The organism is Exiguobacterium sp. s194 (genome assembly GCF_018618275.1).
Lineage (GTDB): Bacteria > Bacillota > Bacilli > Exiguobacteriales > Exiguobacteriaceae > Exiguobacterium > Exiguobacterium chiriqhucha.
Window position 1 is genome coordinate 233,909 of the sequence record NZ_JACSLT010000004.1, and the last position, 26,228, is coordinate 260,136.

The 26,228-nt window shown below is 54.4% G+C and carries 30 protein-coding genes; 16 read left to right on the forward strand and 14 right to left on the reverse strand.

Going from position 1 to position 26,228, the window contains the following annotated elements; all coding sequences use genetic code 11:
* Positions 1 to 3: 3 nt before the first annotated feature.
* Complete coding sequence (locus tag KNP85_RS06815) at positions 4 to 849, forward strand: DegV family protein (RefSeq protein WP_021066051.1); 846 nt, start codon at positions 4 to 6, stop codon at positions 847 to 849.
* Positions 850 to 900: 51 nt separating this feature from the next.
* On the opposite strand, the gene KNP85_RS06820 is transcribed toward KNP85_RS06815, so the two are convergent.
* Entirely contained in the window at positions 901 to 2,850 is a 1,950-nt protein-coding gene (locus KNP85_RS06820) for a glycoside hydrolase family 3 protein (protein ID WP_214802356.1), read from the reverse strand.
* A 325-nt stretch (positions 2,851 to 3,175) separates the two neighbouring features.
* On the opposite strand from KNP85_RS06820, the gene lipA reads away from it, so the two are divergent.
* Positions 3,176 to 4,075, forward strand: coding sequence for a lipoyl synthase (lipA, locus tag KNP85_RS06825; RefSeq protein ID WP_328585781.1), 900 nt, complete (start codon positions 3,176 to 3,178; stop codon positions 4,073 to 4,075).
* Between the two features lie 18 nt (positions 4,076 to 4,093).
* Entirely contained in the window at positions 4,094 to 4,924 is an 831-nt protein-coding gene (locus tag KNP85_RS06830; RefSeq protein WP_214802358.1) for a lipoate--protein ligase family protein, read from the forward strand.
* A 56-nt stretch (positions 4,925 to 4,980) separates the two neighbouring features.
* Here KNP85_RS06830 and amyS read toward each other — a convergent pair whose 3' ends face one another.
* The 5 genes from amyS to KNP85_RS06855 all read right to left on the reverse strand — a co-directional run bounded on the left by amyS (position 4,981) and on the right by KNP85_RS06855 (position 9,825).
* Positions 4,981 to 6,498, reverse strand: coding sequence for an alpha-amylase (gene amyS / locus KNP85_RS06835; RefSeq protein WP_236355757.1), 1,518 nt, complete (start codon positions 6,496 to 6,498; stop codon positions 4,981 to 4,983).
* A gap of 198 nt (positions 6,499 to 6,696) precedes the next feature.
* Positions 6,697 to 7,224 (reverse strand): DUF2812 domain-containing protein, encoded by a 528-nt coding sequence (locus tag KNP85_RS06840; protein ID WP_214802362.1) that lies wholly within the window; start codon positions 7,222 to 7,224, stop codon positions 6,697 to 6,699.
* Positions 7,221 to 7,553, reverse strand: a complete 333-nt coding sequence (locus KNP85_RS06845) for a PadR family transcriptional regulator (protein ID WP_214802366.1) — start codon at positions 7,551 to 7,553, stop codon at positions 7,221 to 7,223. Before KNP85_RS06845 ends, KNP85_RS06840 begins: the two co-directional genes overlap by 4 nt.
* A 113-nt stretch (positions 7,554 to 7,666) precedes the next feature.
* On the reverse strand, positions 7,667 to 8,794 hold the full coding sequence (locus tag KNP85_RS06850; protein ID WP_021066044.1) for a YfbR-like 5'-deoxynucleotidase: 1,128 nt from the start codon (positions 8,792 to 8,794) through the stop codon (positions 7,667 to 7,669).
* Complete coding sequence (locus KNP85_RS06855) at positions 8,794 to 9,825, reverse strand: ion channel (RefSeq protein WP_214802369.1); 1,032 nt, start codon at positions 9,823 to 9,825, stop codon at positions 8,794 to 8,796. The genes KNP85_RS06850 and KNP85_RS06855 overlap by 1 nt, the downstream gene beginning before the upstream one ends.
* A gap of 103 nt (positions 9,826 to 9,928) precedes the next feature.
* Here KNP85_RS06855 and KNP85_RS06860 point away from each other — a divergent pair, with 103 nt between their 5' ends.
* From KNP85_RS06860 to KNP85_RS06880, 5 genes are all read left to right on the forward strand, one after another.
* Complete coding sequence (locus tag KNP85_RS06860; protein ID WP_214802372.1) at positions 9,929 to 10,387, forward strand: hypothetical protein; 459 nt, start codon at positions 9,929 to 9,931, stop codon at positions 10,385 to 10,387.
* Positions 10,384 to 10,749 carry a hypothetical protein gene (locus KNP85_RS06865; protein ID WP_021066041.1) on the forward strand — a complete coding sequence of 122 codons (366 nt, stop codon included), beginning with the start codon at positions 10,384 to 10,386 and terminating at the stop codon, positions 10,747 to 10,749. The genes KNP85_RS06860 and KNP85_RS06865 overlap by 4 nt, the downstream gene beginning before the upstream one ends.
* Positions 10,746 to 11,969 (forward strand): glutathionylspermidine synthase family protein, encoded by a 1,224-nt coding sequence (locus KNP85_RS06870; protein ID WP_214802375.1) that lies wholly within the window; start codon positions 10,746 to 10,748, stop codon positions 11,967 to 11,969. Before KNP85_RS06865 ends, KNP85_RS06870 begins: the two co-directional genes overlap by 4 nt.
* Positions 11,966 to 12,379, forward strand: coding sequence for a DUF350 domain-containing protein (locus KNP85_RS06875; RefSeq protein WP_021066039.1), 414 nt, complete (start codon positions 11,966 to 11,968; stop codon positions 12,377 to 12,379). Before KNP85_RS06870 ends, KNP85_RS06875 begins: the two co-directional genes overlap by 4 nt.
* 61 nt (positions 12,380 to 12,440) lie before the next feature.
* Positions 12,441 to 12,950, forward strand: coding sequence for a hypothetical protein (locus KNP85_RS06880; RefSeq protein WP_214802378.1), 510 nt, complete (start codon positions 12,441 to 12,443; stop codon positions 12,948 to 12,950).
* A gap of 57 nt (positions 12,951 to 13,007) precedes the next feature.
* On the opposite strand, the gene KNP85_RS06885 is transcribed toward KNP85_RS06880, so the two are convergent.
* Positions 13,008 to 14,108 carry a globin domain-containing protein gene (locus KNP85_RS06885; RefSeq protein ID WP_214802381.1) on the reverse strand — a complete coding sequence of 367 codons (1,101 nt, stop codon included), beginning with the start codon at positions 14,106 to 14,108 and terminating at the stop codon, positions 13,008 to 13,010.
* Between the two features lie 189 nt (positions 14,109 to 14,297).
* Here KNP85_RS06885 and KNP85_RS06890 point away from each other — a divergent pair, with 189 nt between their 5' ends.
* Positions 14,298 to 14,738, forward strand: coding sequence for an RrF2 family transcriptional regulator (locus tag KNP85_RS06890; protein WP_021066036.1), 441 nt, complete (start codon positions 14,298 to 14,300; stop codon positions 14,736 to 14,738).
* Between the two features lie 22 nt (positions 14,739 to 14,760).
* On the opposite strand, the gene KNP85_RS06895 is transcribed toward KNP85_RS06890, so the two are convergent.
* Entirely contained in the window at positions 14,761 to 15,693 is a 933-nt protein-coding gene (locus KNP85_RS06895; protein ID WP_214802383.1) for a ring-cleaving dioxygenase, read from the reverse strand.
* 119 nt (positions 15,694 to 15,812) lie between these two features.
* On the opposite strand from KNP85_RS06895, the gene KNP85_RS06900 reads away from it, so the two are divergent.
* The 5 genes from KNP85_RS06900 (at position 15,813) to KNP85_RS06920 (ending at position 20,798) form a co-directional block, all read left to right on the forward strand.
* Positions 15,813 to 16,022, forward strand: a complete 210-nt coding sequence (locus tag KNP85_RS06900; protein ID WP_021066034.1) for a helix-turn-helix transcriptional regulator — start codon at positions 15,813 to 15,815, stop codon at positions 16,020 to 16,022.
* Entirely contained in the window at positions 16,019 to 16,483 is a 465-nt protein-coding gene (locus tag KNP85_RS06905) for a hypothetical protein (RefSeq protein ID WP_214802386.1), read from the forward strand. The genes KNP85_RS06900 and KNP85_RS06905 overlap by 4 nt, the downstream gene beginning before the upstream one ends.
* A gap of 133 nt (positions 16,484 to 16,616) precedes the next feature.
* Complete coding sequence (locus KNP85_RS06910; RefSeq protein WP_214802388.1) at positions 16,617 to 17,945, forward strand: MATE family efflux transporter; 1,329 nt, start codon at positions 16,617 to 16,619, stop codon at positions 17,943 to 17,945.
* On the forward strand, positions 17,929 to 20,220 hold the full coding sequence (gshAB, locus tag KNP85_RS06915; RefSeq protein WP_214802391.1) for a bifunctional glutamate--cysteine ligase GshA/glutathione synthetase GshB: 2,292 nt from the start codon (positions 17,929 to 17,931) through the stop codon (positions 20,218 to 20,220). The genes KNP85_RS06910 and gshAB overlap by 17 nt, the downstream gene beginning before the upstream one ends.
* Positions 20,221 to 20,297: 77 nt before the next feature.
* Entirely contained in the window at positions 20,298 to 20,798 is a 501-nt protein-coding gene (locus KNP85_RS06920) for an SRPBCC family protein (protein WP_214802394.1), read from the forward strand.
* 44 nt (positions 20,799 to 20,842) lie between these two features.
* Here KNP85_RS06920 and KNP85_RS06925 read toward each other — a convergent pair whose 3' ends face one another.
* From KNP85_RS06925 to KNP85_RS06940, 4 genes are read right to left on the reverse strand one after another with little or no spacing between them, the layout of a single operon-like run.
* Positions 20,843 to 21,214, reverse strand: coding sequence for a YidH family protein (locus tag KNP85_RS06925; protein ID WP_021066029.1), 372 nt, complete (start codon positions 21,212 to 21,214; stop codon positions 20,843 to 20,845).
* A gap of 23 nt (positions 21,215 to 21,237) precedes the next feature.
* Complete coding sequence (locus KNP85_RS06930; RefSeq protein WP_214802397.1) at positions 21,238 to 22,296, reverse strand: threonine aldolase family protein; 1,059 nt, start codon at positions 22,294 to 22,296, stop codon at positions 21,238 to 21,240.
* Between the two features lie 50 nt (positions 22,297 to 22,346).
* The gene (locus tag KNP85_RS06935) at positions 22,347 to 23,327 is read right to left on the reverse strand and encodes a zinc-binding dehydrogenase (RefSeq protein ID WP_214802400.1); all 981 of its coding nucleotides are present in this window, start codon (positions 23,325 to 23,327) and stop codon (positions 22,347 to 22,349) included.
* Between the two features lie 2 nt (positions 23,328 to 23,329).
* Entirely contained in the window at positions 23,330 to 23,821 is a 492-nt protein-coding gene (locus KNP85_RS06940; RefSeq protein ID WP_021066026.1) for a lactoylglutathione lyase family protein, read from the reverse strand.
* 117 nt (positions 23,822 to 23,938) lie between these two features.
* Between KNP85_RS06940 and KNP85_RS06945 the strand changes: the two genes are divergently transcribed.
* The gene (locus KNP85_RS06945; RefSeq protein WP_214802403.1) at positions 23,939 to 24,244 is read left to right on the forward strand and encodes a winged helix-turn-helix transcriptional regulator; all 306 of its coding nucleotides are present in this window, start codon (positions 23,939 to 23,941) and stop codon (positions 24,242 to 24,244) included.
* Between the two features lie 26 nt (positions 24,245 to 24,270).
* On the opposite strand, the gene KNP85_RS06950 is transcribed toward KNP85_RS06945, so the two are convergent.
* A complete protein-coding gene (locus tag KNP85_RS06950) occupies positions 24,271 to 24,651 on the reverse strand; it encodes a VOC family protein (RefSeq protein WP_021066024.1) in 381 nt (126 codons plus the stop codon).
* A 79-nt stretch (positions 24,652 to 24,730) separates the two neighbouring features.
* On the opposite strand from KNP85_RS06950, the gene KNP85_RS06955 reads away from it, so the two are divergent.
* Positions 24,731 to 25,216 carry a GNAT family N-acetyltransferase gene (locus KNP85_RS06955; protein WP_214802405.1) on the forward strand — a complete coding sequence of 162 codons (486 nt, stop codon included), beginning with the start codon at positions 24,731 to 24,733 and terminating at the stop codon, positions 25,214 to 25,216.
* Between the two features lie 9 nt (positions 25,217 to 25,225).
* On the opposite strand, the gene KNP85_RS06960 is transcribed toward KNP85_RS06955, so the two are convergent.
* Complete coding sequence (locus tag KNP85_RS06960) at positions 25,226 to 26,227, reverse strand: ABC transporter permease (protein WP_214802409.1); 1,002 nt, start codon at positions 26,225 to 26,227, stop codon at positions 25,226 to 25,228.
* Position 26,228: the final 1 nt, after the last annotated feature.

The following is a 26,228-nucleotide window of genomic DNA, read 5'->3' on the forward strand; positions in this document are numbered from 1 at the left end:
CGCATGTTTAAAATCATAACCGATACCGGAGCCGATTTGACCCAAGACCAAGTTATCGAGTACGGCCTCGAGGTATTGCCACTCGGCGTCATCATCGACAACGAGGAATTTTTAGACGGGGAAACGATTCAACCGAAAGACGTGTACGACGCGATGCGGAACGGCAAGACACCGAAGACGTTCCAAATCGAGGCGGCCCGACTTGAGCATTGTTTCCGCCAACATCTCGAATCAGAAATCCCGTTCCTGTATCTCGCTTTCTCGGGCGAGCTCTCGGGTACATACCAGACGGCCGTCATGGTCGGCAACCTACTTAAAGAAGAATACCCGAACAGCACGTTCCATATTCTCGATACGCGTGCCGCGTCCGTCGGCCAAGGGCTGTTCGTCAAGACGGTCGCCGAGTATGGCCAAGACCATACGTATGAAGAGACGGTCGCCTACGCGACGTCGCTCGTCGGCAAAATCCGGCATTTGTTCACGGTCGAATCGCTCGAGTATTTGATGCGCGGCGGCCGTGTCTCGAAAGCGAGCGCGTTCATCGGGGATTTGTTGACAATTTTACCGCTTTTGACAGTCGAAGACGGCAAACTCGTCCCAATCGAGAAGGTGCGCGGTCACAAGAAAGTGTTACGCCGCATCGTCGAGTGGATGACCGAGTCGAAACCGCTCGTCGAGGGTGGGCATATCTTCATCGGTCACGGGGACGACCCGGTCAAAGCCGATCAGTTCGAGGCGTTGTTACGGGAACATGTGAACCCGGCGAGCGTCACGAAGACGATCGTCGGTTCGGCCATCGGGGCGCACACAGGCCCAGGCCTTCTCGTCGTCGGCTATTTCGAGGCGTGACAATCAAACGAAAAACCGCGAGCACCCTCATGGGGCGCTCGCGGTTTTAGTTTACTTGTTCCAGTTACGGAATCCGTCACCAAACTCGAGGTGCAAGTCATCTCCGAACACGCCGTTCTCAAACGTCGGTACGTCGACCGGGAGTTTGCCCGTCGGTTTCACTTCACCAAAGATGGCGCGAATGCCGGCCGGGAGGTTCGGTCCTGCCGATTTGGCATTGCCCGCCTCTGAATCCGGTCCGTTCGGGTCACCTTTGAAGCCGTAGATGATGAGCTGGGCCGGTGCATCCGGCTGAACCGCCACATCGTACGGGTTACGCAGGCTGAGCAAGACTGACTTCTTGCCCGTCTCGTTGGCGTAACGGAACACTTCGGCCGGCACGTAGTTGTCAGCCGACGTCGATTTCAGCTTGGCGCTGTTGTTCACGTTCGAGCCGACGATGATATAGTCGGCCGCGTCGAGTTTTTCTTTCAATGCCGGGTTTTGATCCAAGTGCTTCGTCGATGCCGTATAGTTCGCGGCGATGACGTTCACGTCTTTCATGTTGCCGGCGTTCTTCTCGAGCGACTTGATCGTCTTGATCATGCTGTCCGTCTGGTCTTTCGCCGGTGACAAGACGAGGACCGTCTCACCTTTTTTCGGTTTGAACGGAAGCGTCTTGTCATCGTTTTTCACGAGCGTGACGGCCGCCTCGGCGATTTCACGTTCTTTCGCTTTATGTTCGGCACTGCCGACGACCGCATTCGCCTCAGCGAGTTTCGCCTCAAGCGTCGTCGTGTCGACCGATTCTTGCCAAATGCCGCGTTCCGCTTTGAGCGTCAAAATCCGCTCGACCGCTGCATCAATCTTCTCTTCTGACAGGCGTCCATCGTCGACGGCTGCTATGACGTCTTCAAAGATCGTCTCGAGCTTCACGACGTCCGCGTTCGACCGTAAAATCGTCGGCATGAGCGCGATATCCACGCCCGCATCGAACGTCTTGATGACCGCTTCGGCTTCCGTGAAGTTATCGGCAATCGCCTGCATGTTCAAAGCGTCCGTGATGACGATCCCGTCATATCCCATGTCTTCCCGTAACACGCCCGTGATGACGTCGTCCGAGAGCGTCGCCGGGAGCGGGAATGTGCCGCGCGGCGAGTTGACGACCTCATCCTCGATTTGTGGCATCCCGATGTGTGCCGTCATGATCATATCGATGCCTTCGGTGATGGCTCGTTTGAACGGCAACAGTTCGAGACCGCGCAAATCTTCGAGCGATTTGTCGACGATCGGAAGTCCGTAATGCGAGTCGACCGCCGTGTCACCATGACCTGGGAAATGCTTCGCCGTCGCGGCGACGCCCTGGTCTTGGATCCCTTGTGTCATCGCCGAGCCGAGCTCGCCGACGAGTTCTGGGTCGCTCGAGAACGAGCGTACGCCGATGACCGGGTTGGCCGGGTTGTTGTTGACGTCTAGCACCGGACCGAAGTTGACGTTCACCCCGAGAGCGTTCAACTCCGAACCGATAATATTCCCCGCGTCGTATGCGTACTGGCTGCTCCGTGTCGCCCCGAGCGCCATGTTACCCGGCAAGTTCGTGCCCGTTCCGAGACGTGTCACGATTCCACCCTCTTGGTCAATCGTGATGAAGAGCGGTACGTCGTTGCTTTCGTCTTGTTTGACGACTTCTTGGAGGTCGTGGACGAGTTTCGTCGTCTGTTCGGTCTCGGTCACGTTTTCCGCGAACAAGATGACACCCCCGAGGTCAAACCGATCGACGACGCGCGCCACATCTGTCGCGAGTGCCGTATGGTTCGCCCCGTTCCATAATCGGAAGTCTGGCATGATCATTTGACCGAGCTTTTGTTCAAGCGTCATCGACGCGAGCTTGGCGTCCACACGCTGCTCAATCGACGTTGCTGACGTCTCCTCCGCTACGACCGCAGTCGCCATCGGGACCGATGAGACGAGTAGCGCTGTCGTTAGCCCCAGTGTCGCCGTCCAGTTCAATGCTTTGTTCATGTTCCCCACTCCTTTTTGAAAGTTTCCCCGACCCCCAAACAAAAAGGCATGGAGGAAGAAGCGTTGCCTCACCAACGCTCGTTCACCCCATGCCTGATCGTATCAGTTACATATGGTCCTTATTCAGGTGGTCAACGTCAGTATAGCAATTCAAAAAATGGGAAACAACACTTCACATGAAAGCGTAACCATTTTGAAATATATATTCTGTTTTGACACACATCCAAGCTGTATTGGCAAAGCCAATAATTTCGCTGGTTCGAATTCGTCCTCATCTTTGGTAAACTCTTTTTGTTAGGGGTTAACTTTCAAAAAGGGGGAAATCATCTTGGCACGAGGGGAACTGAAACGAAAGCCGGAATGGTTAAAGATTAAACTGAACACGAACGAGACATACACCGGTCTCAAAAAGATGATGCGCGAGAAAAATCTACATACCGTCTGTGAAGAGGCGAAATGTCCGAACATCCATGAATGCTGGGCCGTCCGCCGCACCGCGACGTTCATGATTCTTGGAAGCATCTGCACCCGCGCCTGCCGCTTCTGCGCGGTTACGACGGGCAAGCCGAACGAACTCGACTGGGAAGAACCGAAACGCGTTGCCGAGTCGGTCCGCCTCATGAACCTGAAGCACGTCGTCATCACGGCCGTCGCCCGCGACGACTTGAACGACTACGGAGCGACGGTATTCGCCGAGACGGTCCGCGCCGTCCGTGCCATGAACCCGGAGACGTCAATCGAAGTGCTCCCGTCCGATATGATGGGTGACTTCTCGGCGCTCCAGACGCTCATCGATGCCGGCCCAGACATCATGAACCATAACTTGGAGACGGTCCGTCGTTTGACACCGAGAGTCCGCGCCAAAGCGACGTACGACCGGACGCTCGAATTTTTAAAACGGTCGAAAGAACTGAACCCGGACATCCCGACGAAGTCGTCCATCATGGTCGGACTCGGCGAGACGAAGGAAGAGTTGATTCAAGCGATGGACGACCTCCGGGCCCATCACGTTGACATCCTCACGCTCGGCCAATACTTGCAGCCGACGAAGAAGCACCTCGACGTCGAGCGCTACTACCATCCAGATGAGTTCGCCGAGCTGAAAGAGATCGCGTTGGCGAAAGGCTTCTCCCACTGTGAGGCCGGACCGCTTGTACGTTCCTCGTATCACGCGGACGAACAAGTCCACAAGGCACGTCGTCACACGATGTTGCCAATCGACTAAGAGAAAGAAGAGACGTTTATGATTGGAACGACATGGCATTTGCTTCATACCGCCCCGCTGTCCCCAGCCGAGAATATGGCTATCGATGAGGCCATCGCCGGCTGGGTCGCGCGCGGTGACGTAAAACCGACACTCCGTTTTTACGCCTGGGCCCCGCACGCCATCAGCGTCGGGCGCTTCCAACGGGCGACGCGCGATCTCGACCGCGACGCGCTCGCTTTAAATGGGATCCCGGTCGTCCGTCGTTTGACCGGCGGACGGGCCGTCTTGCACGCGGACGAGCTGACGTATAGCGTCATTCTCCCTGAGACGATGCCATCCTTGCCGACGAACGTCATCGAGAGCTATCGCCTCCTGACCGAAGGGGTGCGTCGCGGGTATCACGCACTCGGCGTCCCGGCCGAGTTCTCGGTGCCGTTGACCGAGGCCGACCGTGAGGCGCTTCGAAAACCGAAGTCGGCCGTCTGTTTTGACGCCGCCTCGTACTATGAGCTCGCCGTCGACGGGAAAAAGATTGCCGGGAGCGCCCAAGTGCGCCACCAAGGTGCCGTCCTGCAACACGGCTCAATCCCATTGTCGATTGACGATGACGTCTTGTTCGACTGCTTCAATCTCGAGGCCGATGCGAAGGCGGAGGCCAAAGCCCGCTTTGGTGACAAGGCCGTCTCCTTGAACGAGACGCTCGGTCGACCGGTCGCCTTCGACGAGGTCGCGGCGGCGTTCACGGACGGGTTCCGTGACGCGTTCGACTTGACGTTCGAACCGCTGACGTTCACCGAGGCGCAGCAACAAGAGATTCAGGAGCTCGTCGCCAAATATGAGAGTGACGAGTGGGTCTGGAAACGCTAAATTCAAACAACACCCGATCGAAGAGAGGATCACCTCACTTCGATCGGGTGTTTTCGTTATTGTTGCGTATAAATCGAGACCGAGCCTCCGTTGACGAAGAACTGACCCCAGCCGTCAGCATTGATCGTGACGAGACGGGCGTTGTTGTTCGTCATGTCTTTCCATACCTCGCCGGCGTTCTGTTTGCCGACGTACATCCACTTCGAGCCGCCCGGACCGTCCGATAGAATCGTCGCGAGACCCGATTTGGCACGGTCGGTCACACCTTCACGTGTCCAGCCGATGACGTCCTGATGATCGAGGTAGTCATGCTGCGTCCCGTAGGCGAAGTCTTTTCGTGCCTTCAAAATCGGTTGGAGCGTGCCCGACATGTTCGGGATTTCGCGGTTCGTCGTCCCTTTCGTGCCGTAATAGTCTCCATAGAAGAGGGCCGGATAACCCTGACCGCGCGTCATGATCGTCGCGTAGGCGAGCGGTTTGAACCAGTTGGCGACCGTCGACTCGAGCGACTGGCCCGGCTGTGAGTCGTGGTTATCGACAATCGTCACGGACAGCGACGGATGCTGTTCGGTGACGGTGCCTTTCAAGATGTTGCGCATATCGTAATACCCGCCGCCGTTACCGGCCGCTTGGAAGTTGTAATGGAGCGGCACATCGAAGACGGAGTGCGTGTAGCCCGTCTTATACAGATAGTCGTTGATGGCACCGAGGTCGTTCTTCCAATACTCGGCGACCGTGAACATCTCTTTCCCGGTCGTCTGGCGCACGCTCGTCACCCACTCCTTCAAGTACGAGTGGCTGATATGTTTGACCGCATCCAACCGGAAACCGTCGAGCCCGAGCGAGTCGGCGTACCATTTGCCCCAGTTCTTCATCTCTTGGCGGACCTCGGGATGCTCGAAGTCAACGTCCGCGTACATGAGGTAGTCGTAGTTGCCGTTCTCGTTCGACACGTCCGTGTCCCACGCCTTGCCCGTGCTCTTGAACTTATAGATGCGGCTCAAGCTGCGTGACTGATCCCAATCGGTACCGTCAAAATGGTACCAGCGCCATTTGAAAGGCGAGTATGTATTGTTGCGCCCCGCGAAGTTGAACCCGGTCCAGGCCGAGATGCCGTACTCGCCGGACGTCTCTTGGTTCCGGTTCGACGGATTGACCTCGATCGCCTGAACGGATTCGGTATAGTCGGCCCCGCCCTTATGATTCATGACGACGTCGCCGTACACGCCGATCCCTTTACCGCGCAAGTTCGAGATGGCGGTCTGGAGCTGCGCTTTCGTCCCGTACTTCGTCCGGGTCGTCCCTTTTTGGTTGAATTCGCCGAGATCGTATAAATCGTACGCCCCATACCCGACATCGTTCTGTGACGTGCCTTTGTACGCCGGCGGAATCCACACCGTCGTCACCCCGATGTCTTTCAAGTGCTGCGAGTCGTTCGATAGTCGGTTCCAATGCAGCCCGTCGTTCGGGACGTACCATTCAAAGTACTGCATCATCGTACCGTTTTGCGGCGTCGCCGCCTGTGCGACCGGTTGCCCGGCGAGCAGTGCAATCGCGGTGACACCAGCCGTCATCGCTAACCCTTTCCGTCTTTTACCCATGCCCGTTCCTCCTCTTCAAAATGAATGCAAGCGCTTTCATTAATTATCATGCCCGATTCTATTTTGGTTGAATAGAGGATTTCCATAAAACAGTTCTCTGCGCCTAACTATTTTTTTCTTGAATAGTTCAGTCGACCAAAACAAAACGGATGGCTTGTGCCATCCGCCTAGTCATTCATTCCGTTCCAAACGTTTTCGCTTCACGAGGAAACCGAGATACGGGAGTCCTGTGAAGACGAGCCCGATGACGACAAGCGTCTGTAACACCAAAATGATGGCTTCCGCCGTCTGCGGCCAATCCAATTGGAGCATGAACACAAATCCAAGTGATAACAGCAAGCAGATGAGCGCACCCCGCCCCATCGCACGCTCGACTTGCCCATATTTCTCTTGGGTCGTCTGGCGATCCGTATAAAGAGGCGTCGCGTCCGGACTGCCTTTGAACACATGAATCTCATCGCCGGTCGACGTGACATGTTCCCATCCGCTCGCGGCGAACAGCTCAAAGTAATCCTCGTCCGGTTGTTTGCGATAATCGAGACTATAGCGCACGTCCATCGGTTCCCCTTCGACGAGCGTATAGCCGAGTGGAGCGAACTTCTCTAAATGCCAGCCACGAGCTGCCATCTCCCCTAGCTTTTTCATTTCCCGCTCTTCGGCGAACGCCAATCCCCAACTCGACATATATTTCCGTTTCATCGGTGTCCCTCCCCGTCTAAAATGAAGCGTGCATCGTCAACGATCGCTTGCCGCCGTTTCAAGTCTTCCGCCACGAGGGCACGGCCTTGACGCGTAATCACATAGCGTTTCTGCTTTCCGTCCCCGTCAATCGGATCAATCAGTTGCGCGTTCACGAGCTTCTTGATGATGGTGTACATCGACGCCGGTCCGATTTTGATTCGTCCGTTCGTCAACTCCTCGACGAACTGCATAATCAAATAGCCGTGACGCGCCTCGGTCAAGGCGAGCAGGATATAGAGCATGCTGTCGGTCAATTCTCCGAGCTCGATTGTGTCGTTACGTGGCATCCCGCCACCTCCTATATCATTCATTGATATATCTTACTCTAAATATATATCGTTTAATGATATATGTCAATAAATGATATAAAAAAGCCGCAGACAGTTCGTCTGCGACCTTGTTAACTAGTGACGTAATCTAAATCGTGCAAGATATACGCCAAGAAGAACAACATGCTCGGGTTCTCGTAGCGCATCTGCACTTTACGAAGTTGTTCCCGATACGTGACCTCGTACTCAGCCCCGTTCATCTTCCGCTCCATGTTCATCTTGATGAGCGCATCGAGTTTGTCCATCATATCGACGAGCATCCCTTCATACGTGTCATCTTTCGAATCGGCCATATAGCGACGGAACGCCGGCTGCATATAGTCCGGGAGGAGCGACAAGAGCGCCTCGCTCTCGGCTCGTTCGTATGCCTCGAACGCCGCACCGGTCTCGGCGGTCGAATGTTTCACCGGGCCGAGCACGTCCCCGGTCACCCCTTCGACGAGGTCGTGACAGAGAAGGCGGGCCGTCAATTCGGCGACATCGACGTCGACGTCATATTTCTCGCGCTCCAACAAGCCGCTGAACAGCCCGAGCGCGGCCGCCCTGAATCCATGGATGGCGTCGTTATCGTCGATTGTATTGAAACGGCCTTTCCACCGTCTTACACTGTCCATCCGCATGACGTTCTCGATGAACGTCGCCACGTCGGTCTCGGCCTCGACTTGTTCATAGAGCCAGCGGACTGATTCGAGCGGATGATCGCGCAGGGCTGCTTTCATCTCTTCAAGCTTCGCGACGAAATGGGGCGAGCCGTGTCCGACTTCCCGGCGGACGAACAGCATCGCGTCGAACGAATCGATTCCATCGACGAGCCGTCCTTCGAATGAGTTGTCCTCCGCCTCGACGAGGAAACGATAAAAATGCGGCCGGAGCGACTGCGACAACAACTCGACGAGTCCGAGACTCGCCGTCCGCTCCATCCGTTCGATATGTTCTTTGAGCGTCGGTTCTTTTTTCGTCCGGTGCATGATTGGACCGGTCTGCACTTCGTTCATATCATGGAACAGCGCCTTGCCGAGCACGTCGAGCAAGTTGACGTCCCGTCCTTTGTTCTCTTCGTAATATGCCGCGATTAAGCTGAAGACAGCGACGCGGAAACTGTGGCTTGCCGCATTGTCATGATAATGCGGTGCATACTCGTCCCATCGTTGCACGTTCTGCATGCGTGTCATTTTGCGGATAAACGTTCCGTTATACATCAAATTCCTCCTTGGTTCAGTCGCTCCCACGAGTCATCGTGACAGACGATGTAAAGCATATCGCTCGCCTGAAGCGGTGTATCGAGCACCGTCGCGTAATCGAGACGGTCGTTGACGGCGATTAACGTGACGCCTTGATGCAACAAGCTTTCCGCAGCGTCCCGGATGGTCGTCCATTCCGGTTTCGGTGCGAGCGCCTGGATGTTGCCGCCTGACTGTTTACTAAGCAGCTGACGGAAAATCGATGTCGTCCCCGGCTGCAGCGTCGCTTTCGCCATGAGGAGTGACACCGAGTCGTTCGCGAGAATAAAGTCGTCGATTCGGACGTGTTTGAATTTCGAGATGTTCCGCTCTTCGCACACCTCGACGACCGTATGCAAATCGACGCCGCGTTCAGACGAGAGCGCTTCGACCGCTGACGCGATGAGCAATGATTTCCCGTCGGCGAGGAGTGTCTCCGTGATGCGGGCATCCGCGAAGATGGCGACCCGGCGCGCCTTTAAAATATTGGCCTGCAAGAGTACGGCCTCATCCGACGCGTCACCGTGGACGAAGTGGACGTTGTCGTGGTCGTACGGTTCTTCCTTCAACTGATCAATCAAGACGATCTCAGCCTTTGGCTCATAGACGAGCACTTCATCAATTGCCTTTTTCGTCTTCGGCGACCAGCCGATATAGACGTAATGCCCTTCTCCTCGATACACTAACTTCCCCTCCCGTTTTAACCGTTGAAACGTCGCACCGACTTCAACGAGTTTTCCAATCAACGCCCCGATAATCCCGATCCCGAACAGGAACAAGAAAATCCCGAGCCAACGTCCCGCGACCGATGTCGGGAAAAAGTCACCGTATCCGACGGTCGTGAGCGTCGTCATCGTCCACCAGAATGAGTCGAACATCGACGGGAACGTCTCCGGCTCGAGCACAAACCCGAGGACGGTACCCGTCAAGATGATGACGAGCGATGCCAGGACGACGTTCAAAAACGATAATTTCGATAACCCGCGCCAGACACGAAAAAAGATATGCACAGAAAAACCCCTCCTTTTCCTATATACTAGAGACAACTTACTTGATTTACGAAACCACCTTACGTTCGGTTCCGTATAGAAAGAAAAAAGAAAGGACGACGTCATGAACTCAATCGTTTTGGAATATCGACTTTATAAAAATGAACTTTCATTCGAGCCACTCTACCATTATACATCGCTCGGCCTCGATGAAGTACTCGCCCGCCGCGAATGCGAATTTTTCGTCAAGGACGGCATGACCTACAAACAGCGCTCATCGGCGCTTGAAGGCGAGCAATATTTCTTGATTTACATCGACCGCTACACGGAAGGCCCCGTCGACAAGCACGAGACGACCGACATTAAAGTCGAGATCCGGACGCTCGACGACCGGTTCGACAACCCGATGCTCGAGGCGTATTACGTCGATCGGCATCTCGACGCACTCGCCATGCTCGGCAGTCAGTATTTGTACGTCGCCGGCAAAGAATATGAGCGCGACTCGGCCGAGACGGACGAAGATCGTGGCGTCTATGTCATTTACGTCACCCCTACAGGTTATACATTGGAGGAATCAACATGAAGACAAGCAAAAAAATCTTGAGCGGTCTGTCGGCTGCTGTCTTGACCGCATCGTTAGCCGCTTGCGGCACCGACGAAACAGAACAAGCGACGTTACCGGAAGAACCGACCGGCTATGAATGCGACGATTGGGACTGGGATGATGAGACGGAGTCATATTACTGTGACGATGATCGCTCCCCTCACTTCGGGAGCTTCTTCTTACTCGGTAGCCTGTTCAATTCAAAGAGTGCATTGAAAAACTCCTCGGCATATAAAAATTACCGCTCGAACGGTGGCGCCAGCAGCATCACCCCGAACAAATCAAACTCAGGCTCCAACTCGGGACTCGGTAGCGGTTCAAAAGGCGGCTTTGGGGGATGAAGCGAGACGCACTGTTTGGCCAAATCCCTTTCTTTTGGCCTGACTTGAACGACGAGGAGTACGCCCTTTACGACTGTCTTACCATGTCTACGGACGCGGTGGGGCAGATTCGGAAAGCGACGCGTGACGTCGATGCGATTTTCCGTAAGACGAACCGCCTATTGCGCACCCTCCCGGACGATACTCTCCGCTTGCTCGGTTACCCTGAGACGAGCCTACCGTTCCTGCGCGACAAGGCGCTGCCGCAAGAGACGATTATCGGTCGCTATGACTGGATCGTAAAAGACGGCACCCTCAAGTTGATGGAATTCAATGCCGATACACCGACGTTCATCAAAGAACTGTTCGACGTGAACGGCTATGTGACGACAGAATTCGGGCTCGACGACCCGAACGCGGCGTCGACCGAAGAGCTCAAGGCCGAACTTCGAAAAGCCGTCATCGCAGCGTGGCAACGACTCGGTCGGGACGGGACACCGAAAATCGTCTTCACGGCCCATGACGACAATATCGAGGACAAATGGACGACGCGCTTCCTTCAAGAGACGCTCGATTTACCGTCCGAATTCGTCCCGCTCGACCGATTGCTCGTCAATGCGGACGGCGTCTTCACACCGTCCGGGGAAAAAGTCGACGTGTTATATCGTCAGACGTATCCAATCGAGTATCTGGTCGACGACCGGGCACCCAATGGTGATTTGATCGGCATCCGCCTGCTCGAACTGAACGCAGCCAAACACGTCTCGGTACTCAATCCGCTCTCGGCGTTTCTCATGCAGTCCAAAGGCGTCCAAGCGCTCATTTGGGAACTGTATGAGGCCGATACATATTTCGACGAAGCGGAACGTTCCATCATCGAGACATATTTTTTACCGACGTATCTCGAGCCTGATCCGTTTATCGGCCAGAGCGCGTACGTGCAAAAGCCCGCCTTCGGCCGGGAAGGCGACTCGGTCATCCTCTACGACCAAGCCGGCGTCCCGTTTCATAAAGAGACACTCCAGACGTACGCGGACGAGACGGCGGTGTATCAACAGTTCATCGAGCTGCCGACCCATCTGACGAACACGGTCAACGGTCCGCTCGAGACGCACTACATGGTCGGCTGTTTTTGCTTGAACGGCCATCCGTCCGCCCTCGGCGTCCGCGCCGGCAGCATGATTACGAATAACCAGTCTTACTACTTAGCCATCGGCACAACAAAGGAGAATAACTTATGACGTTCATCACGCTCGATTCCATCTTGAGCTTCCTCGCTCACCTCGGCACAGGGTTTGGCCTGATTTTAGCCGGACTCGTCGTCTTCGCCCTTACGACGAAGTATTCGGAACGTAAATTGATTAAAGAAGGTAACGTCGCCGTCGCCTTGAAACTTTGGGGGAAAGCAATCGGACTCGCCATCGTCATCTACACGGTGTGGGCGAACAGCGTCAACCTGCTCGACGCCTTCATCTGGGGACTCGTCGGGATACTTGCCCAAGTGCTCGCCTTCTGGACATTTGAATACGTCCTGACACCAGGCGTGAACTTAGAGAAAGAAGTTGAGAACGGCAACCTCGCCATCGGGATCAGCCTTTTCTCCGCCTCACTCGTCGTCGGCATCATCGTCGCCGCGAGCTTGACGTACTAATCAAACAGCCCATGCGCTCAGGATTGAGGCATGGGCTGTTTCTATAGAAAGGAAGAGACAAATGTTCAAACGAAAAATTATCGGAGTGTTGCTAGCTTGTATCGCACTTATCGCCTTGATACAAAACGGACCTACATTTTTAGAGAATCGAAAGCTTGATCGCTATTTGGCTGATGACGGGTTTCACGCCTACACATACGATCAATTTGATGAATCAAACCTCGCCCTGTTCACAAATGAGGACGAGACAATGCTTGGACTCGCCGAAATGAGTGGTGACGGGTATAGTGCCACAACTGTCGAGACAGTCGATGCAGCTCCGTTCGACTATATCGAGCTTGAACATGAAGGCACTTATTATTGGGGGGTGCGTCTCCACAACAACCCTCAAAAAGTGGCTTCTCTCCGCATCATCGGAGAGCGTATGCAAGGAGAACACGTCCTCAATCGTCCCGAAGAGGATACGTTTTCTAAATATCATATCTTGAAATTACATAACGTCCCTCAAGAAGATTGGACGATTCAAACGTTAGACCAAAATGAGCAAGTCATTGACTCGATCGACCTATGAAAAACCGCAGACCAGCCTTGGTCTGCGGTTTTTGTATTCTCTATTCCTAAACGGTAATTAAGCGCGTGAAAGTACGGCCGATGGACCGAAGAACTCGTAACGGGCTTGTGGAATCGTTTGGACGACCGTCTCCATCATCGCGGTCGGACCGCACGTGTAGACGTCGTGTCCCTCGACATCAAGTGCTTCGAGTTGTGTCGCACTCATGCAACCTGATACGTCATCGACGTGTGTGATGAGCTGGAGACCAGCGTTCACAAGTTCATCGAGCTCTTCACCGAGCGGACGGAGGTTCGTGCTGCGGACAGCATGGAGCAACGTGACCGAACGGCCTTGACCGAGTGCCGTTTTCGCCATGTTAAAGAGCGGTGTGATGCCAATCCCGCCAGCGACGAGTGTGAGCGGACGATCCGATGCTTCGAGCACGAATTCGCCAGCTGGGGCACTCACTGGAATCTCCGTACCGACCGTCTGCTCATGGAGCCAGTTTGAGACGAGACCTTCCGCCTTCGGAGCAATCCAGTAGCCGTCTTCTGTCGTCTCGACGACGCTATATTGGCGATGGTGCAAGATGTCTTCCCCAGCAATACGGGCTTGAACCGAGATGTATTGACCTGGGATGGCCATCCCGACGACGCCGTCGTTCGCTTTGATGTGGAATCGTTTCACTTCCGGTGTGTCTTCAATCACTTCAGCAACCGTGAACGGTTTGAAACCGATCCATGGTGCATCATCGTACATTTGTTTCTCAAGCGAGATGAAGACGTCGGCGATGACACCGTATGCTTTCGCCCAAGCGTCGATGATATCCGGCGTCGCTGCTTCACCGAGCACGTCTTGAATCGCGCCGAGTAAGTTTTGTCCGACAATCGGATAATGTTCTGGCCGGATGTTCAAGCTCTTATGTTTATGAAGTGCCGGTTGGATGGCCGGAAGGATCGCTTCGAGACGATCGATATGGACGGCTGCCGCATAGACAGCGTTGGCGAGCGCCTCTGGCTGACGACCGCGTTTTTGGTTCGTATGGTTGAAGAATTGACGGACTTCTGGGTTGTTTTCGAACATGCGCTTATAGAAGTGACTCGTGATAGCGACACCGTGGTCTTTCAAGACCGGTGCGGTTGCTTTGACGATATCCATGGTTTGTTGATCTAACATTTTGTTTCCCCCTTTTTGAAAGTTCATGTTCATTATGTGAGGTAAGTCACTTCAAAAGCAATATATAAAATACTTGTTTAAATATAAGTTCAAATTTCCGCCTTGAATCCGCCACGCTTTTTTCACATCTTCCATCATCGCGCTTTCAGACGATGTCTTGTACAATGAACGGATAAGAGGTGAAACAACATGCGGCTCACGCAAACGTGCGATTACGCACTCCGAACACTCATGTATAGCGCCACGTTCTCCCATCGTCTTGTGACGATTCAAGAAGTGGCGGACCAATATCAGATTTCAAAGAACCACGTCATGAAAGTCGTCTATGAGCTCGGCAAGCATGGGTATCTCGAATCGGTGCGCGGCCGTGGTGGCGGCTTCCGGCTCGCCCGACCGATGGAGGACATCAACGTCGGCGACGTCGTCCGGACGATGGAACCGTTCGAGCTCGTCGAATGTTTCGGCGAAGGACGATGTGTCATCGCACCCGCATGCGATTTGCGGAGCGTCTTGAACGAGGCGATGCTCGCGTTCCTGCATGTGCTCGATCGCTATACGATTGCCGACCTCGTCGCCAACCGGACGAACGAACTGGCTATGTTGCTAGGCATACAAAACCCGACGGACTGAAATAGTCCGTCGGGTTTGTCTGTTATAGCGGTTTTAATTTGGCCTCAATCTCGGCTCGTCGTGGCTCAAGAAACGGTGGTAGCGCCAAACGTTCTCCGAGCGTCTCGACTGGTTCGTCCGTCGCAAATCCAGGGCCATCCGTCGCGAGTTCCACCAAAATCCCGCTCGGTTCGCGGAAGTAAATCGATTTAAAATAATAACGGTCGATCAGGCCCGAATGACTGATGCCGAAAGAATCGAGCCGCTCGACCCAACGCGCCATCTCGTCGTCATCCTCGACGCGGATCGCGACGTGGTGAACACTGCCCCGGCCCGGTCGCTCCGACGGCAAATCGGGACGATCGACGAGATGAATCTCTGTCGCCACACCGCCATCCCCCGTCTCGAACACACGAACCGATTGACCGTTCCGTTCGAACTCAGACGCGAAGCGATAACCGAGCACGTCCGTCAGCACCCGCTCCGTCTTCTCAATTCGCCGCACCGTCCACTCGCTAAATCCGAGGCCGAAGACGGCGACGTCTGTCGGCACCAATCCGTTTTTCCACGGCGTCCCTGACCCGCCCTCGACGAGACAGAGCCGTTGCCCCTCCTCGTCCTCGAAGTAAAGCGTCGGACGACCGAGCACATCCTCTAACGGATCATGGAGTACACCGAATTCGGAAAATCGCTCAAGCCAGTACGACAATGCCCCGTCCGGCACCCGAAGCGCCGTCCGCGAGATGCTGCTCGACCCTTTATACGTTTGCCCGAGAAAAGGCAGCTCGAAGAACGTCAAATCCGTCCCCGGTGTCCCCGATTCATCTGCGTAAAACAAGTGATACATCGATGGATCGTCTTGGTTGACCGTCTTTTTGACAAGTCGCATCCCGAGTACCTCCGTATAGAATCGCAAGTTCTTCAACGCGTCCCCTGTCATCGCCGATACGTGATGTTGTCCTAAAATCGCCTTCATCCGACTTCTCTCCTTTCAACTTTGATTATATTGTACCATCCACAAATAAGTAAAGTTAGCTTTACATTAAGTAAAGTTTACTTTACACTAAAGATAGAAACAAGAAATGAGGTGGCGGCATGCCATTAATCAATCGCGTCAAAGAGTTGCGGGCCCGGCATCAATTGACCCAAGGTGACTTGGCGGCCAAAGTCGGTGTGACGAGACAGACGATCATCTCGCTCGAAAAAGGGAGCTACACGCCGTCGCTTCTGCTGGCGATGCAAATCGCCCGCGTATTCGAGGAACCGGTCGAATCTATTTTCACAATCGAGGAGGAAACAAATTGAAACACGTCGTCATCCAATCCATCTCCAGCATCATCTTGTACGTCCTGATGGCATTTCTGTTCAGCTCGTTCTTGTCTGACGTGTCGACCGTCATCGAGACCGACCGATTCGAAATTGAGTTTAACTTATTGCCGCTCTTGCTGTTAGTCGGCTTCTTTATCATTTGGACAATCTATTCGTTCAAGACACGCCCGAACCAAAACTTAAGCTTTGGCCAATGGTCGGTCCGGATGACGGAATTTAGCGAAATCGACGAACGCGAGCAGATCATCACGGCGAAAGCGACGAAAGCAGCCTACGTCTCGTTCGGGATTACTGTGCCGCTCCTCATGGCGTCATTCATGTTTTATCCGCTGTTCGAGAACGTGCTCCCCGCCTATCCGATTTATGCACTCGCCTCGACACTGATCATCTCGACACTCGTTTATATGATGACTTGGATCCGCGCCTATACCCATTAAGGAATTCACATCGAATTCCTTTTTTTGTGTCGATTTTTCGTCGAGTCATTCCCTACGATTGCGAATTCAGTCACGTCGTGCTTATATATAACTAAACGGTTATATACTAAATGTATTGAAGGGGTCTTTCATCGTGAAAACCATCGATTTGACGACCGGTCAGGTTCAACGCGTCATCGTGGCGCTCGCCCTCCCGCTCGTCGGCAGTTCGCTTTTACAGTTCACGTATAGTCTCGTCGATATGCTCTGGGTCGGTGCGCTCGGTAGCGACGCCGTCGCCAGCATCGGCGCGGCCAGCTTTTATATCATGCTCGGTCAGGCGATTCAATCCCTTATCGTCGTCGGCGCCGGCATCAAAGTGTCGCAAGCCGTCGGACGGCGGGATCAGGCGTTGATTCAGCGCTACGTCCGGGCCGGGAGGCGGATGAACCTTGGTCTCGGCCTGTTATTCGTCACCGTCCTCGCCGCATTCGGCCAGTCGCTTATCGGCTTTTTGAACATGGACGCACCGGCTGTCGAGCAGTTGGCGTACAGTTATTTGCTCGTCAGTGCACCGATGCTCATCTTCTCGTTCTTCAACTTGTTGTTCGCCCGATTGTTCAGCGCTTATGGCAATACGACGACGGCGATGCGCATCAACGCGACCGGGGTCACGCTCAATATGATTCTGTCGCCGCTCTTCATCTATCCACTCGGACTCGGCGTCGTCGGAGCCGGTCTGGCGACGCTCGTCGCGAACGTCGTCATGTTCGGCTTCTTCTGGCATCGGGCCCGCGTCTTGTTCGATTGGGAGGAGACGGTCGAACCGAATCGCACAGACTATAGAGAAATTCTTCGCCTCGGCTTCCCGATGGCGACCCAACGTGTCTTGTTCACCGTCATCAGTATTTTCCTCGCCCGCATGATCGGTTCATACGGGACCGAGGCAATCGCGGCCCAGCGCATCGGGCTTCAAATCGAGTCGATCGCCTATATGATGATCGGCGGATTGAACGGTGCCATCGCGAGTTACACAGGGCAAAATCTCGGCGCCCGCAAAGTGGACCGGGTCCATGAGGGGTATCGGGTGACGACACGGCTCGGCATCTTGTATACCGGGTTGATCACACTCGTCTTCCTCTTCGTCCCAGACGTCCTGATTGGACTGTTCGTCGATGACCCGACAACGATTGACATCGGTGCGAACTATTTACGGATCATCGGGATTTCGCTCATCTTCGCCTCACTTGAGATGATTGGGAACGGCTACTTCTCGGGACTCGGGCTACCGAAAATTCCGGCGACGATTTCAATCGTCTTCACCTTCGCCCGCATTCCGCTCGCGCTTGCCCTCGAGCCTTATCTCGGTATCGATGCCATCTGGTGGAGCATCGCCCTCTCGAGCATCATCAAAGGGCTCGTCTCTGCCCTCTATGTCCGACTAATGAAAAAGGAAGTGAGTTCTCTTGCAGAAGCGATTTAATCAACTAACTAAACAATTGTTGCACGGGCGCTTCGCCATCGAGCGTGAAATGCTCCGCGTGACACCCGATGGCACGCTCGCCGTTACGAAGCACCCGAAAGCACTCGGAGACAAGGCGACGCACCCATATATTACGACCGACTTCTCGGAAAGTCAGATCGAGCTGATCACCCCGACGTTCCCTACCGTCGAGGCGGCGCACGACTTCTTACAGACGCTGTACGATATCACGGCACTGAATATCGGTGACGAACGGCTTTGGCCGCAATCGATGCCGTGCGCGCTTCCGGACGGCGGGGTCATCCCGCTCGCAGATTTTGGAAGTTCAGGCCTTGAGGCCGGTCGCTATCGAGAGCATTTGCTCCAAAAATACGGGGCGAAAAAACAGCTCATCTCGGGCATCCATTTCAACTTTTCGTTCGCAGACGAGTTGATTGCCTCCCTCTATGAAGGATCACCCGAACGATACGACCGTTTCAAGAACGACCTGTATTTAAAACTCGTCCGCAACTATTTACGGACACGCTGGCTCGTCGTCTACCTGTTAGGCGGGACTCCGGCCGTCCACACGAGCTATGAAGAACGCTGCGTCAGTCAAATGCAGGCGCTCAGCGAAGATGTGTATTCAAATACGACGGCGTTGTCGTACCGGAATAGTGACTGCGGCTACACGAATGTCGAGCCGCTCTATCCGGACTATTCAACGCTCTCGGACTACACCGCGAGCGTGCGCCGCTTCATCGCCCAAGGTGACATCGCCAACCCGAGCGAGCTCTACTCTCCGATTCGGCTGAAGACGTCACGAGGGGGCAATGACTTGGAACGACTCGAGACGAACGGCATCGATTACATCGAGATTCGCAATATCGATTTGAACCCGTTCGAGAAGACCGGTATCGCCCTGTCCGATTTGAAGTTCTTGCACGTCTTCTTGCTCTACTTGACGTTGAAAGACGAGACACGATTTGCGGAGTGGCAGGCTGAGGCGTTCCACAACCAGCAACGCGTCGCGAAAGAAGGTCTATCGCCAACACTCATGCTGTACCGCGATGGCGAGGCGTTGGCGCTCCAGACGTACGCTCGCGATTTGCTCGACGAGATTGAAGCGTTCAATGACCAATACGCACTCGGGTTCGACGACGTCTTTGCCTCTGTCCGGGATCGGATCGACCATGTCGAGGCGACTTACGCGTCACGCCTCACCTCCGCCATGATGACGGACGGCTATACAAAGTGGTCGCTCCGACAAGCGGAACTATTCTATCAAGATGCCTACGCCAATCGGTTCCGGATGCACGGCTACACGGACATGGAGCTGTCGACACAGATTTTGATGAAGGCGGCCCTGAAGCGTGGGTATGCGGTCGAGGTCATCGACCGTGATGACCAATTTCTACGCATTCGTCACGGCAACCAGACCGAGTACGTCAAACAGGCGACGAAAACGTCGAAAGACAACTATGTGTCGGTACTCATGATGGAAAACAAGACGGTGACGAAACACGTGCTCGCCGAACATGGCATCCGCGTCCCGGCAGGAATCGAACTCCGCAGTGAAGCCGATTTACAGGACGCGTGGACTATGTTCGCGAATAAGCCGATTGTCTTGAAACCAAAATCGACGAACTTCGGCATCGGCATTCACATCTTCAAGGACGGGACGACGTTCGAGGAGGCGCTCGAGGCGTTTCGTCACGCTCTTACGTTTGACGATGTCGTCCTGCTCGAGACGTTCCTGCCCGGGAAAGAATATCGTTTCCTCGTCATCGGTGACGAGGTCGCGGGCATTTTACACCGCGTCCCGGCGAACGTGACCGGGGACGGCGTATCGACGATTCGTGAGCTCGTCGCCAAAAAGAATGGGGATCCGCTCCGCGGGAAAGGCTATAAGACACCGCTCGAAAAAATTGACATCGATGACATCGTCGTGGCGTTCCTGCGTCCACAAGGCAAGACGCCGGACAGTGTCCTCGCCGATGGCGAACTCGTCTTCCTTCGCGAGAACTCGAACATCAGCACGGGCGGTGACAGTATCGACTATACGGACCAGATCACCGATTCATACAAACGAATCGCGGTCGAGTCAGCCCGAGCGATTGGCGCGACGATTTGCGGCGTCGACATGATGATTCCGTCGCTCGAGCGTGAAGGTGACTATGGCATCATCGAGCTGAACTTCAATCCGGCCATCCATATCCACTCCTTCCCTTACGAAGGCAAGGAACGGCCGATTGGCGAGACCGTGCTCGATTTGTTATTTGACGGAAAAGGTTGAACAGATCCCTGAATCGGGAATAGAGACTACATTGATTAGATATATGTATCTTCTTTCTCGAGAAAGGGGTCTTTCCAATGGAAAAAGTAAAGTCTCAAATCGAAGGCAACACATTAGTCGTCGAACGCAGTTTTAACGCGCCGCGTGCGCTCGTGTTCGAGGCATTCTCGACACCGGCCCACCTCGAAGCATGGTGGGGACCGGCCGGATGGAAGACAGAGGTTCGTACGTTCGAGTTCGAACCAGGTGGCACATGGCATTACAAAATGACGTGTGTCGACAAGGAGCAGGGTGACTATTACGGTATGGAGTCATGGGGGAAATCGACGTTCCTCGAAATCGACCCGCACCGAAAAATCGTCTATACGGACGCATTCTCGGACGCGGACGGACACGTCAATCCTGAACTTCCCGTCATGACGATCACGAACGAGTTTGTCGACATCCCGAACGGCACACTGTTCATCAGCCGCTCCGAATTCACGGACGCCGAGTCGCTCCAGCAAGTCGTCGAGATGGGGGCCGTCGAAGGCTTCTCTTCGCAACTCGAACGGCTCGACGCCATCGTCTCCAGATAACAACAAGCACCGCGCCTCATCCGAGGAGCAGTGCTTGTTTGTCGTCAAAATAAAAAGTAACTGACAATCAAAATCAACGTGAAAATGAACACCATCCCGATGGCGAGCGCGACAAGGCTCATCTTCGCTGACTTGAACTGCTGAGAGTTGATTGTATGGACCTTTTTCAAATACGACCGGGTCCCGACGAGAATCGTCGCGATCCCGAAAATAATTGACAAGATGCCGATTGCCGTAATCAATTGGTGCTCGGCCCCGCTCAAATTTTCACTTCGATAGTAGTGGAAGTTCGTCACGAGAAAGCCGATTCCGATGACCGTGATGGCCGTCCGAATCCAGGCGAGGAACGTCCGCTCGTTGGCGAGATGTTGCTGGATGTACTGCGAATCGACCGTCTTTTCTAAATCTAGTTTCACCGATATCCCTTCTTTCTAGCTCATCATTGCTCTAATTGTTCGAATAATCGATTGAGTTGATGTTCATCAATCTCTCCATACGCATCCCCGATACTGATCTCGGTCGAACAATAGTCGTCATGTGGTACGAGATAGCCCGTGACGCCGACCCCTGTCGTCTCTTGAACGGATTGAATCCGTGCCGCGACCGCTTCGTCGTCCCCTTCGAGATGAAGATGGAACATGTTCGTCACCGGGACTTCCGGTGTCGTCCACACTCCGTCGATCGCATTGAAGCGGCGCGCCAGTTCCTTCGCCTGCTCGACATACGTCCCCATTCGGTCTTTCCGTAGCTCGTAGTAATAGTCGGCCGGGATGATGTAAGGGTACAGTCCAATCAAATCGCCACCGTACCGCCGTTTCCAAACTCTCGCTTCGGCACAGAATGGTTTCGGTCCCGCTAAGATGGCACCTGCAATACCGCCGATGCCTTTATAGAATGAGACGTAGACGCTATCGAACAACGCACATACTTCCTCCGCTGTCTTCTCATAATATGGGAGCGTCTCGAGGAGGCGCGCTCCATCTAGATGCAGACGAATCCCTCTCTCCCGGCACAAATGACTAATCGCCTCAAGTTCAGCAAATGACGGTAAGTAACCGCCGAGTTCCCGTTGTGGCAACTCAATCAACAGGCAGGCGACATCCGGTAACGCCTTCACTTCGTCGAGCGTCATCAACCGGTCGTCATCCCCAAGCAAAATCGCTTCGAGGTGATGCAACTCCTTCACCCCGTCCTGTTCGTGAATCTCCAAGTGACAGAGCGGATGATAGGCGACGTTTCGATTTCCGGTCTCGTCCGCCCAAATCCGTAAGGCGATCTGTTGTGCCATCGTGCCGCTCGGGAAGAAAATTGCATCCTCCATGCCCAGTTCTTGCGCCATTTTTTGCTCGAACCGCATGATGACCTCGCCCGTCCCATAGTGGTCGCTCACCTGATTCGGGTCGACCTCAGTGAACGCCTGCTGCAAGACGCCGACAGTTCGTTTCCCGTGACCGCTCAGTTGATGCGACGTCTGTTGATATGATGTGCGTAAATCCATGTCATCCCCTCCACAACAAGCCCCCTGTCCGTAGACAGGAGGCTCCCAAGTTAGTCGCGCATGCGGACGATTAATTTGCCGCGCACTTTGCGTGTTTGTAGCTGTTCCAAACCATCTTTTAACCGTTCGAACGGCAAGACGTCCGTGACGAGGTCGTTCAATTCATCCGCCTCGAGCAGCTTCATCATCTCTTCGGCCATATAGGACAAGTTACGGATGGCCCGCTCGTTCTCACTCGCATGGGCCGCACCGAGGGCGACTTCATGAATCGAAGGCGACAGCGTGAACCCTTTCATGTTCGACATGTCAGGTGGACCGGCGATATAAGCGAGCTGTCCGCTGAATGCGAGTCGATCCAAATCGGCCGTCGCCACGTCGCGTCCGACCGTGTTCAAAATCAAGTCGACACCGCGACCGTCTGTCAGTTCCATGATTTTCTCCGTCACATCCTCGACGTTGTAGTCGATGGCGACATCGGCACCGAGCGATGTGACCCAGTCAAAGTTTTCCGGCGATGCGGTTGTGAACACTTTGAGCCCAAGTTTTTTGGCAAGTTGAATCGCGTAACCACCGACTCCGCCCGCTCCGGCGTGGACGAGAATCGTCTCTTTGTCGCGTGTGTTCAACTTCTGCATAATGGCCTCATACGCTGTCATGCCGGCACAGAGGATGGCCGCAGCGGCCTCGTCGCTCACTTCCGGCGGGACGACGGCGCAAGCACGCGCATCGACGACCGCATACTCGGCGAAGCCGCCGTTGTTTCCAAGACTCGTGTGGACGGCGACACGTGAACCGGTAATGATATTGGCGATGCTCGAACCGACTTCGACGACTTCCCCGACCAGGTCGACGCCGAGAATGTGTGGATAGGACCAGTTCGGGTTGCCGTTCGTGCCGACTTTATAGTCGACCGGGTTCAAGGCGACCGCTTCGACTTTGATGAGCAGTTCGCCCGCATCTGGTGTCGGTCGCTCCACCTCACCGATGTGCAGATGTTCTAATCCAGGTTGATCAAGTAGCCAAGCCTTCATGCTCAATACGCTCCTTCCGAATACGTCAGTTCATAGGAATGCGAGTAGATTTCGACGAGGTTGCCGAACGGGTCTTCACAATACACCATCCGGTACGGTTTATCGCCCGGGTAATATTCCCGGATTGGCATCCGTTGTTTTCCGCCATGGGCGACGATTTTCTCGACGAGTCCTTCGATGTCCGGGTCTTGGACGCAATAGTGGAAAATACCCGTCTTCCAAAACTCGAAATTGTTCTCCGGCTTCTCATTGTTCGGGAACTCGAACAGCTCGATGCCAATCTTATCGCCGGTCGACATGTGGGCGATTCTGAAGCTGCCCCAGCCCGGTCCGAACACGTCCGTGCACATGACACCGATCGGCGAGTCGTCTTCGACGACGTCTGATGGTTGCATGATGGTGTACCAGCCCATCACGTCCTCATAAAATTTAACTGCTTCCGTCACACTCGGGACCGATAGTCCGATATGTGAGAATGTACGTGGATATGTCACTGTCATCCGCTCCTTTTTGTTTGCTCAATTTGATGGATAACGATACGATACCTTCATCGCAGCAATAAAAAAAGTACGCACATTCAAGTAACTACCCGAAAGCGAGGCGAATTGAACATGACGACCCCGTTCCCTGTCAATAAGGCGCTCGACATCATCGGCGGTAAATGGCGGCCTCAGGTGTACTGTACGCTCGAGAACGGCCCGCGCCGCTTCTCAGAGATTCAACGCGCCATCCCTGACGTCAGCCGTAAAGTGTTGACCGACCAACTCCGTGAACTCGAACAACTTGGCATGGTCCGCCGCATCGACTATTCGACCGAGAAACAGCTTCACGTCGCATACTCGCTCACCGATGATGCACTCAGCCTACAACCAGCCATGAAGGCGCTCTGCTCTTGGGGCGAGACACACGACGAATAAACCCTCGCCATCCGGCGAGGGTTTTGTCATGCGGCGAATAGACTGATGAGGTTTCCGTCCGGGTCGATGACGATGGCATAACGTTGCCCCCAGAACGCATCCCACGGTTCGCGATGTGAGGCATAGCCGTGCCCGACAATCGCTTCATAGCACGCGTCTAGCTCATTTCGACTATCGCACAAGAAGGCGAGTTCGATCCGGTGCCCCGTCGCCGGTTTCCATTCCCCATACACCGATTCGGCCACTTCGACCGCATCAAAGGCGAGCCGGACACCGCCGTCATCGACCTCAACGTGCGCTTCCCCATCCATCGCTTCCGGAATCGACAGGCCGAGCAGCCGATAAAAATCGAGCGCCCGTTTCATGTCTTCGACGACGATGCCAATCATATCTAGCTTGATTCCCATGTAATCACCTCATTTTCCAAGTTGGTGGTGCTATGATGAGTGTAGCACTACATCTTGCTTGTGAAACGAGGAAATTCAAATGACCCATCAATTCGCTGTCCTGACCCAGCCACAGGCGGAAACAATCGCCTACACGTGGCACTATGAAGGGGATTATTCCTTTTACAAAATGGAGGCCGATCAGGACGATTTGGCCGAATTTTTAGACGTCGAACAGCGTGGACAGTCGGTGTTCGCCATCACGTCTGACGGTGAACTCGTCGGGTTCGTGAGCGTCGCGCAAACGGATGCTGAAACGGTCGATATCGGCCTCGGCATGAAACCCGATTTGACCGGGAACGGGAGCGGACGGACGTTCGTCACATCGATTCTAGACTTCGTCAAAGCGACATACTCGCCTCATCGCATCACCTTGTCCGTCGCCGCCTTCAACGTACGGGCGATCCGTGTCTATGAGACGTGCGGTTTCAAACAGACCGGTTCGTTTCAACAATCGACGAACGGGAGCACGTTCGCCTTCATCCAGATGGAACGTCAAGAAAGTCCTCAGAACCAACCGTTCTGAGGACTTTCCCTATGTGAGCTGTTTCTTTTGGATGTATGACAAACCGAGCGCCGCAATCAAAATCGCCCCTTTGACGATATCTTGGGCATAATACGGCACGTCCCACATCGTCAGTCCGTTCAACAAAATCCCAATCAAGATGGCACCGATCAACGTACCGACGACGTTCGGTCGTCCGGTCCCGAAGACGGCGTAGCCGATGTAGGCGGCTGCGACGGCGTCCATCAAGAGTGGTGCGCCGGCCGATACTTGTCCGGTGCCGATGCGCGACGCCAAAATGATGCCGCCGATGGCCGCGAACAGACCACTCAACACGTAAGCGTACAGCTTAATCCGTGTGACGGCGATGCCGGAGCGGCGGGCCGCCTCGACGTTCGAGCCGACGTAATAAAACTCACGTCCCGTCTTCGAATACGTCAAAAACAGATGGGCCCCGGCGAAGAACAGAAGCATCAAAATGGCGACGAATGGGATTGGGCCGATCGAGCCTTGGCCGATGAAGAGGAACGACGGGATAAAACGTCCCGGTGCCGTCCCTCCTTCAATCGGCATATTGTCGTAAATCGAGAATCCTTTCGTATACGTCAATTGGACCCCGTTGATGACGTACATGATGGCGAGCGTCGCGAGCAAGTCCGGTAACCGGAACTTGATTGTCACGAGTGCGTTCAAGAGCCCGACGAGCACACCGAGCGCAATCGGGACGAGCAAAGCGACGAGCAGTTCTTGACTATGTAACACGAGGCTTGACGCCGCCCCGATTGTTGCAAGGCTCGCCGTCGAGCCGACCGATAAGTCGAATCCGCCGACGATAAGCGAGAACGTCACCCCGAGGGCGAGCAAGGAGACGATTGATACGGATTTGATGATGTCGCTAAAGTTCGCGTACGTCAAAAACTGGTCGTTCGTCACACCGAAGACGGCGATGAGTGCGAGAATCGCGAACAGCGTCCCATATTGACCGATGCCACTGAAGCGTTTCGTGCGTTGTTTTAAGACGAGTTGGGCCATG

Coding starts and splice junctions, on each gene's coding strand:
- KNP85_RS06950 (WP_021066024.1), bottom strand. CDS start 24,651: ATGGGAATCAAGCTAGATATGATTGGCATCGTCGTCGAAGACATGAAA.
- KNP85_RS06930 (WP_214802397.1), bottom strand. CDS start 22,296: ATGGATTTACGCACATCATATCAACAGACGTCGCATCAACTGAGCGGT.
- KNP85_RS06845 (WP_214802366.1), bottom strand. CDS start 7,553: ATGCCACGTAACGACACAATCGAGCTCGGAGAATTGACCGACAGCATG.
- KNP85_RS06920 (WP_214802394.1), top strand. CDS start 20,298: ATGGAAAAAGTAAAGTCTCAAATCGAAGGCAACACATTAGTCGTCGAA.
- KNP85_RS06955 (WP_214802405.1), top strand. CDS start 24,731: ATGACCCATCAATTCGCTGTCCTGACCCAGCCACAGGCGGAAACAATC.
- KNP85_RS06895 (WP_214802383.1), bottom strand. CDS start 15,693: ATGAAGGCGATTTTAGGACAACATCACGTATCGGCGATGACAGGGGAC.
- KNP85_RS06860 (WP_214802372.1), top strand. CDS start 9,929: ATGAACTCAATCGTTTTGGAATATCGACTTTATAAAAATGAACTTTCA.
- KNP85_RS06890 (WP_021066036.1), top strand. CDS start 14,298: ATGCGGCTCACGCAAACGTGCGATTACGCACTCCGAACACTCATGTAT.
- KNP85_RS06935 (WP_214802400.1), bottom strand. CDS start 23,327: ATGAAGGCTTGGCTACTTGATCAACCTGGATTAGAACATCTGCACATC.
- KNP85_RS06815 (WP_021066051.1), top strand. CDS start 4: ATGTTTAAAATCATAACCGATACCGGAGCCGATTTGACCCAAGACCAA.
- KNP85_RS06830 (WP_214802358.1), top strand. CDS start 4,094: ATGATTGGAACGACATGGCATTTGCTTCATACCGCCCCGCTGTCCCCA.
- KNP85_RS06850 (WP_021066044.1), bottom strand. CDS start 8,794: ATGTATAACGGAACGTTTATCCGCAAAATGACACGCATGCAGAACGTG.
- KNP85_RS06870 (WP_214802375.1), top strand. CDS start 10,746: ATGAAGCGAGACGCACTGTTTGGCCAAATCCCTTTCTTTTGGCCTGAC.
- KNP85_RS06945 (WP_214802403.1), top strand. CDS start 23,939: ATGACGACCCCGTTCCCTGTCAATAAGGCGCTCGACATCATCGGCGGT.
- KNP85_RS06880 (WP_214802378.1), top strand. CDS start 12,441: ATGTTCAAACGAAAAATTATCGGAGTGTTGCTAGCTTGTATCGCACTT.
- KNP85_RS06885 (WP_214802381.1), bottom strand. CDS start 14,108: ATGTTAGATCAACAAACCATGGATATCGTCAAAGCAACCGCACCGGTC.
- KNP85_RS06865 (WP_021066041.1), top strand. CDS start 10,384: ATGAAGACAAGCAAAAAAATCTTGAGCGGTCTGTCGGCTGCTGTCTTG.
- amyS (WP_236355757.1), bottom strand. CDS start 6,498: ATGACGGCTGGTGTCACCGCGATTGCACTGCTCGCCGGGCAACCGGTC.
- KNP85_RS06840 (WP_214802362.1), bottom strand. CDS start 7,224: ATGAAACGGAAATATATGTCGAGTTGGGGATTGGCGTTCGCCGAAGAG.
- KNP85_RS06820 (WP_214802356.1), bottom strand. CDS start 2,850: ATGAACAAAGCATTGAACTGGACGGCGACACTGGGGCTAACGACAGCG.
- KNP85_RS06960 (WP_214802409.1), bottom strand. CDS start 26,227: ATGGCCCAACTCGTCTTAAAACAACGCACGAAACGCTTCAGTGGCATC.
- KNP85_RS06900 (WP_021066034.1), top strand. CDS start 15,813: ATGCCATTAATCAATCGCGTCAAAGAGTTGCGGGCCCGGCATCAATTG.
- KNP85_RS06875 (WP_021066039.1), top strand. CDS start 11,966: ATGACGTTCATCACGCTCGATTCCATCTTGAGCTTCCTCGCTCACCTC.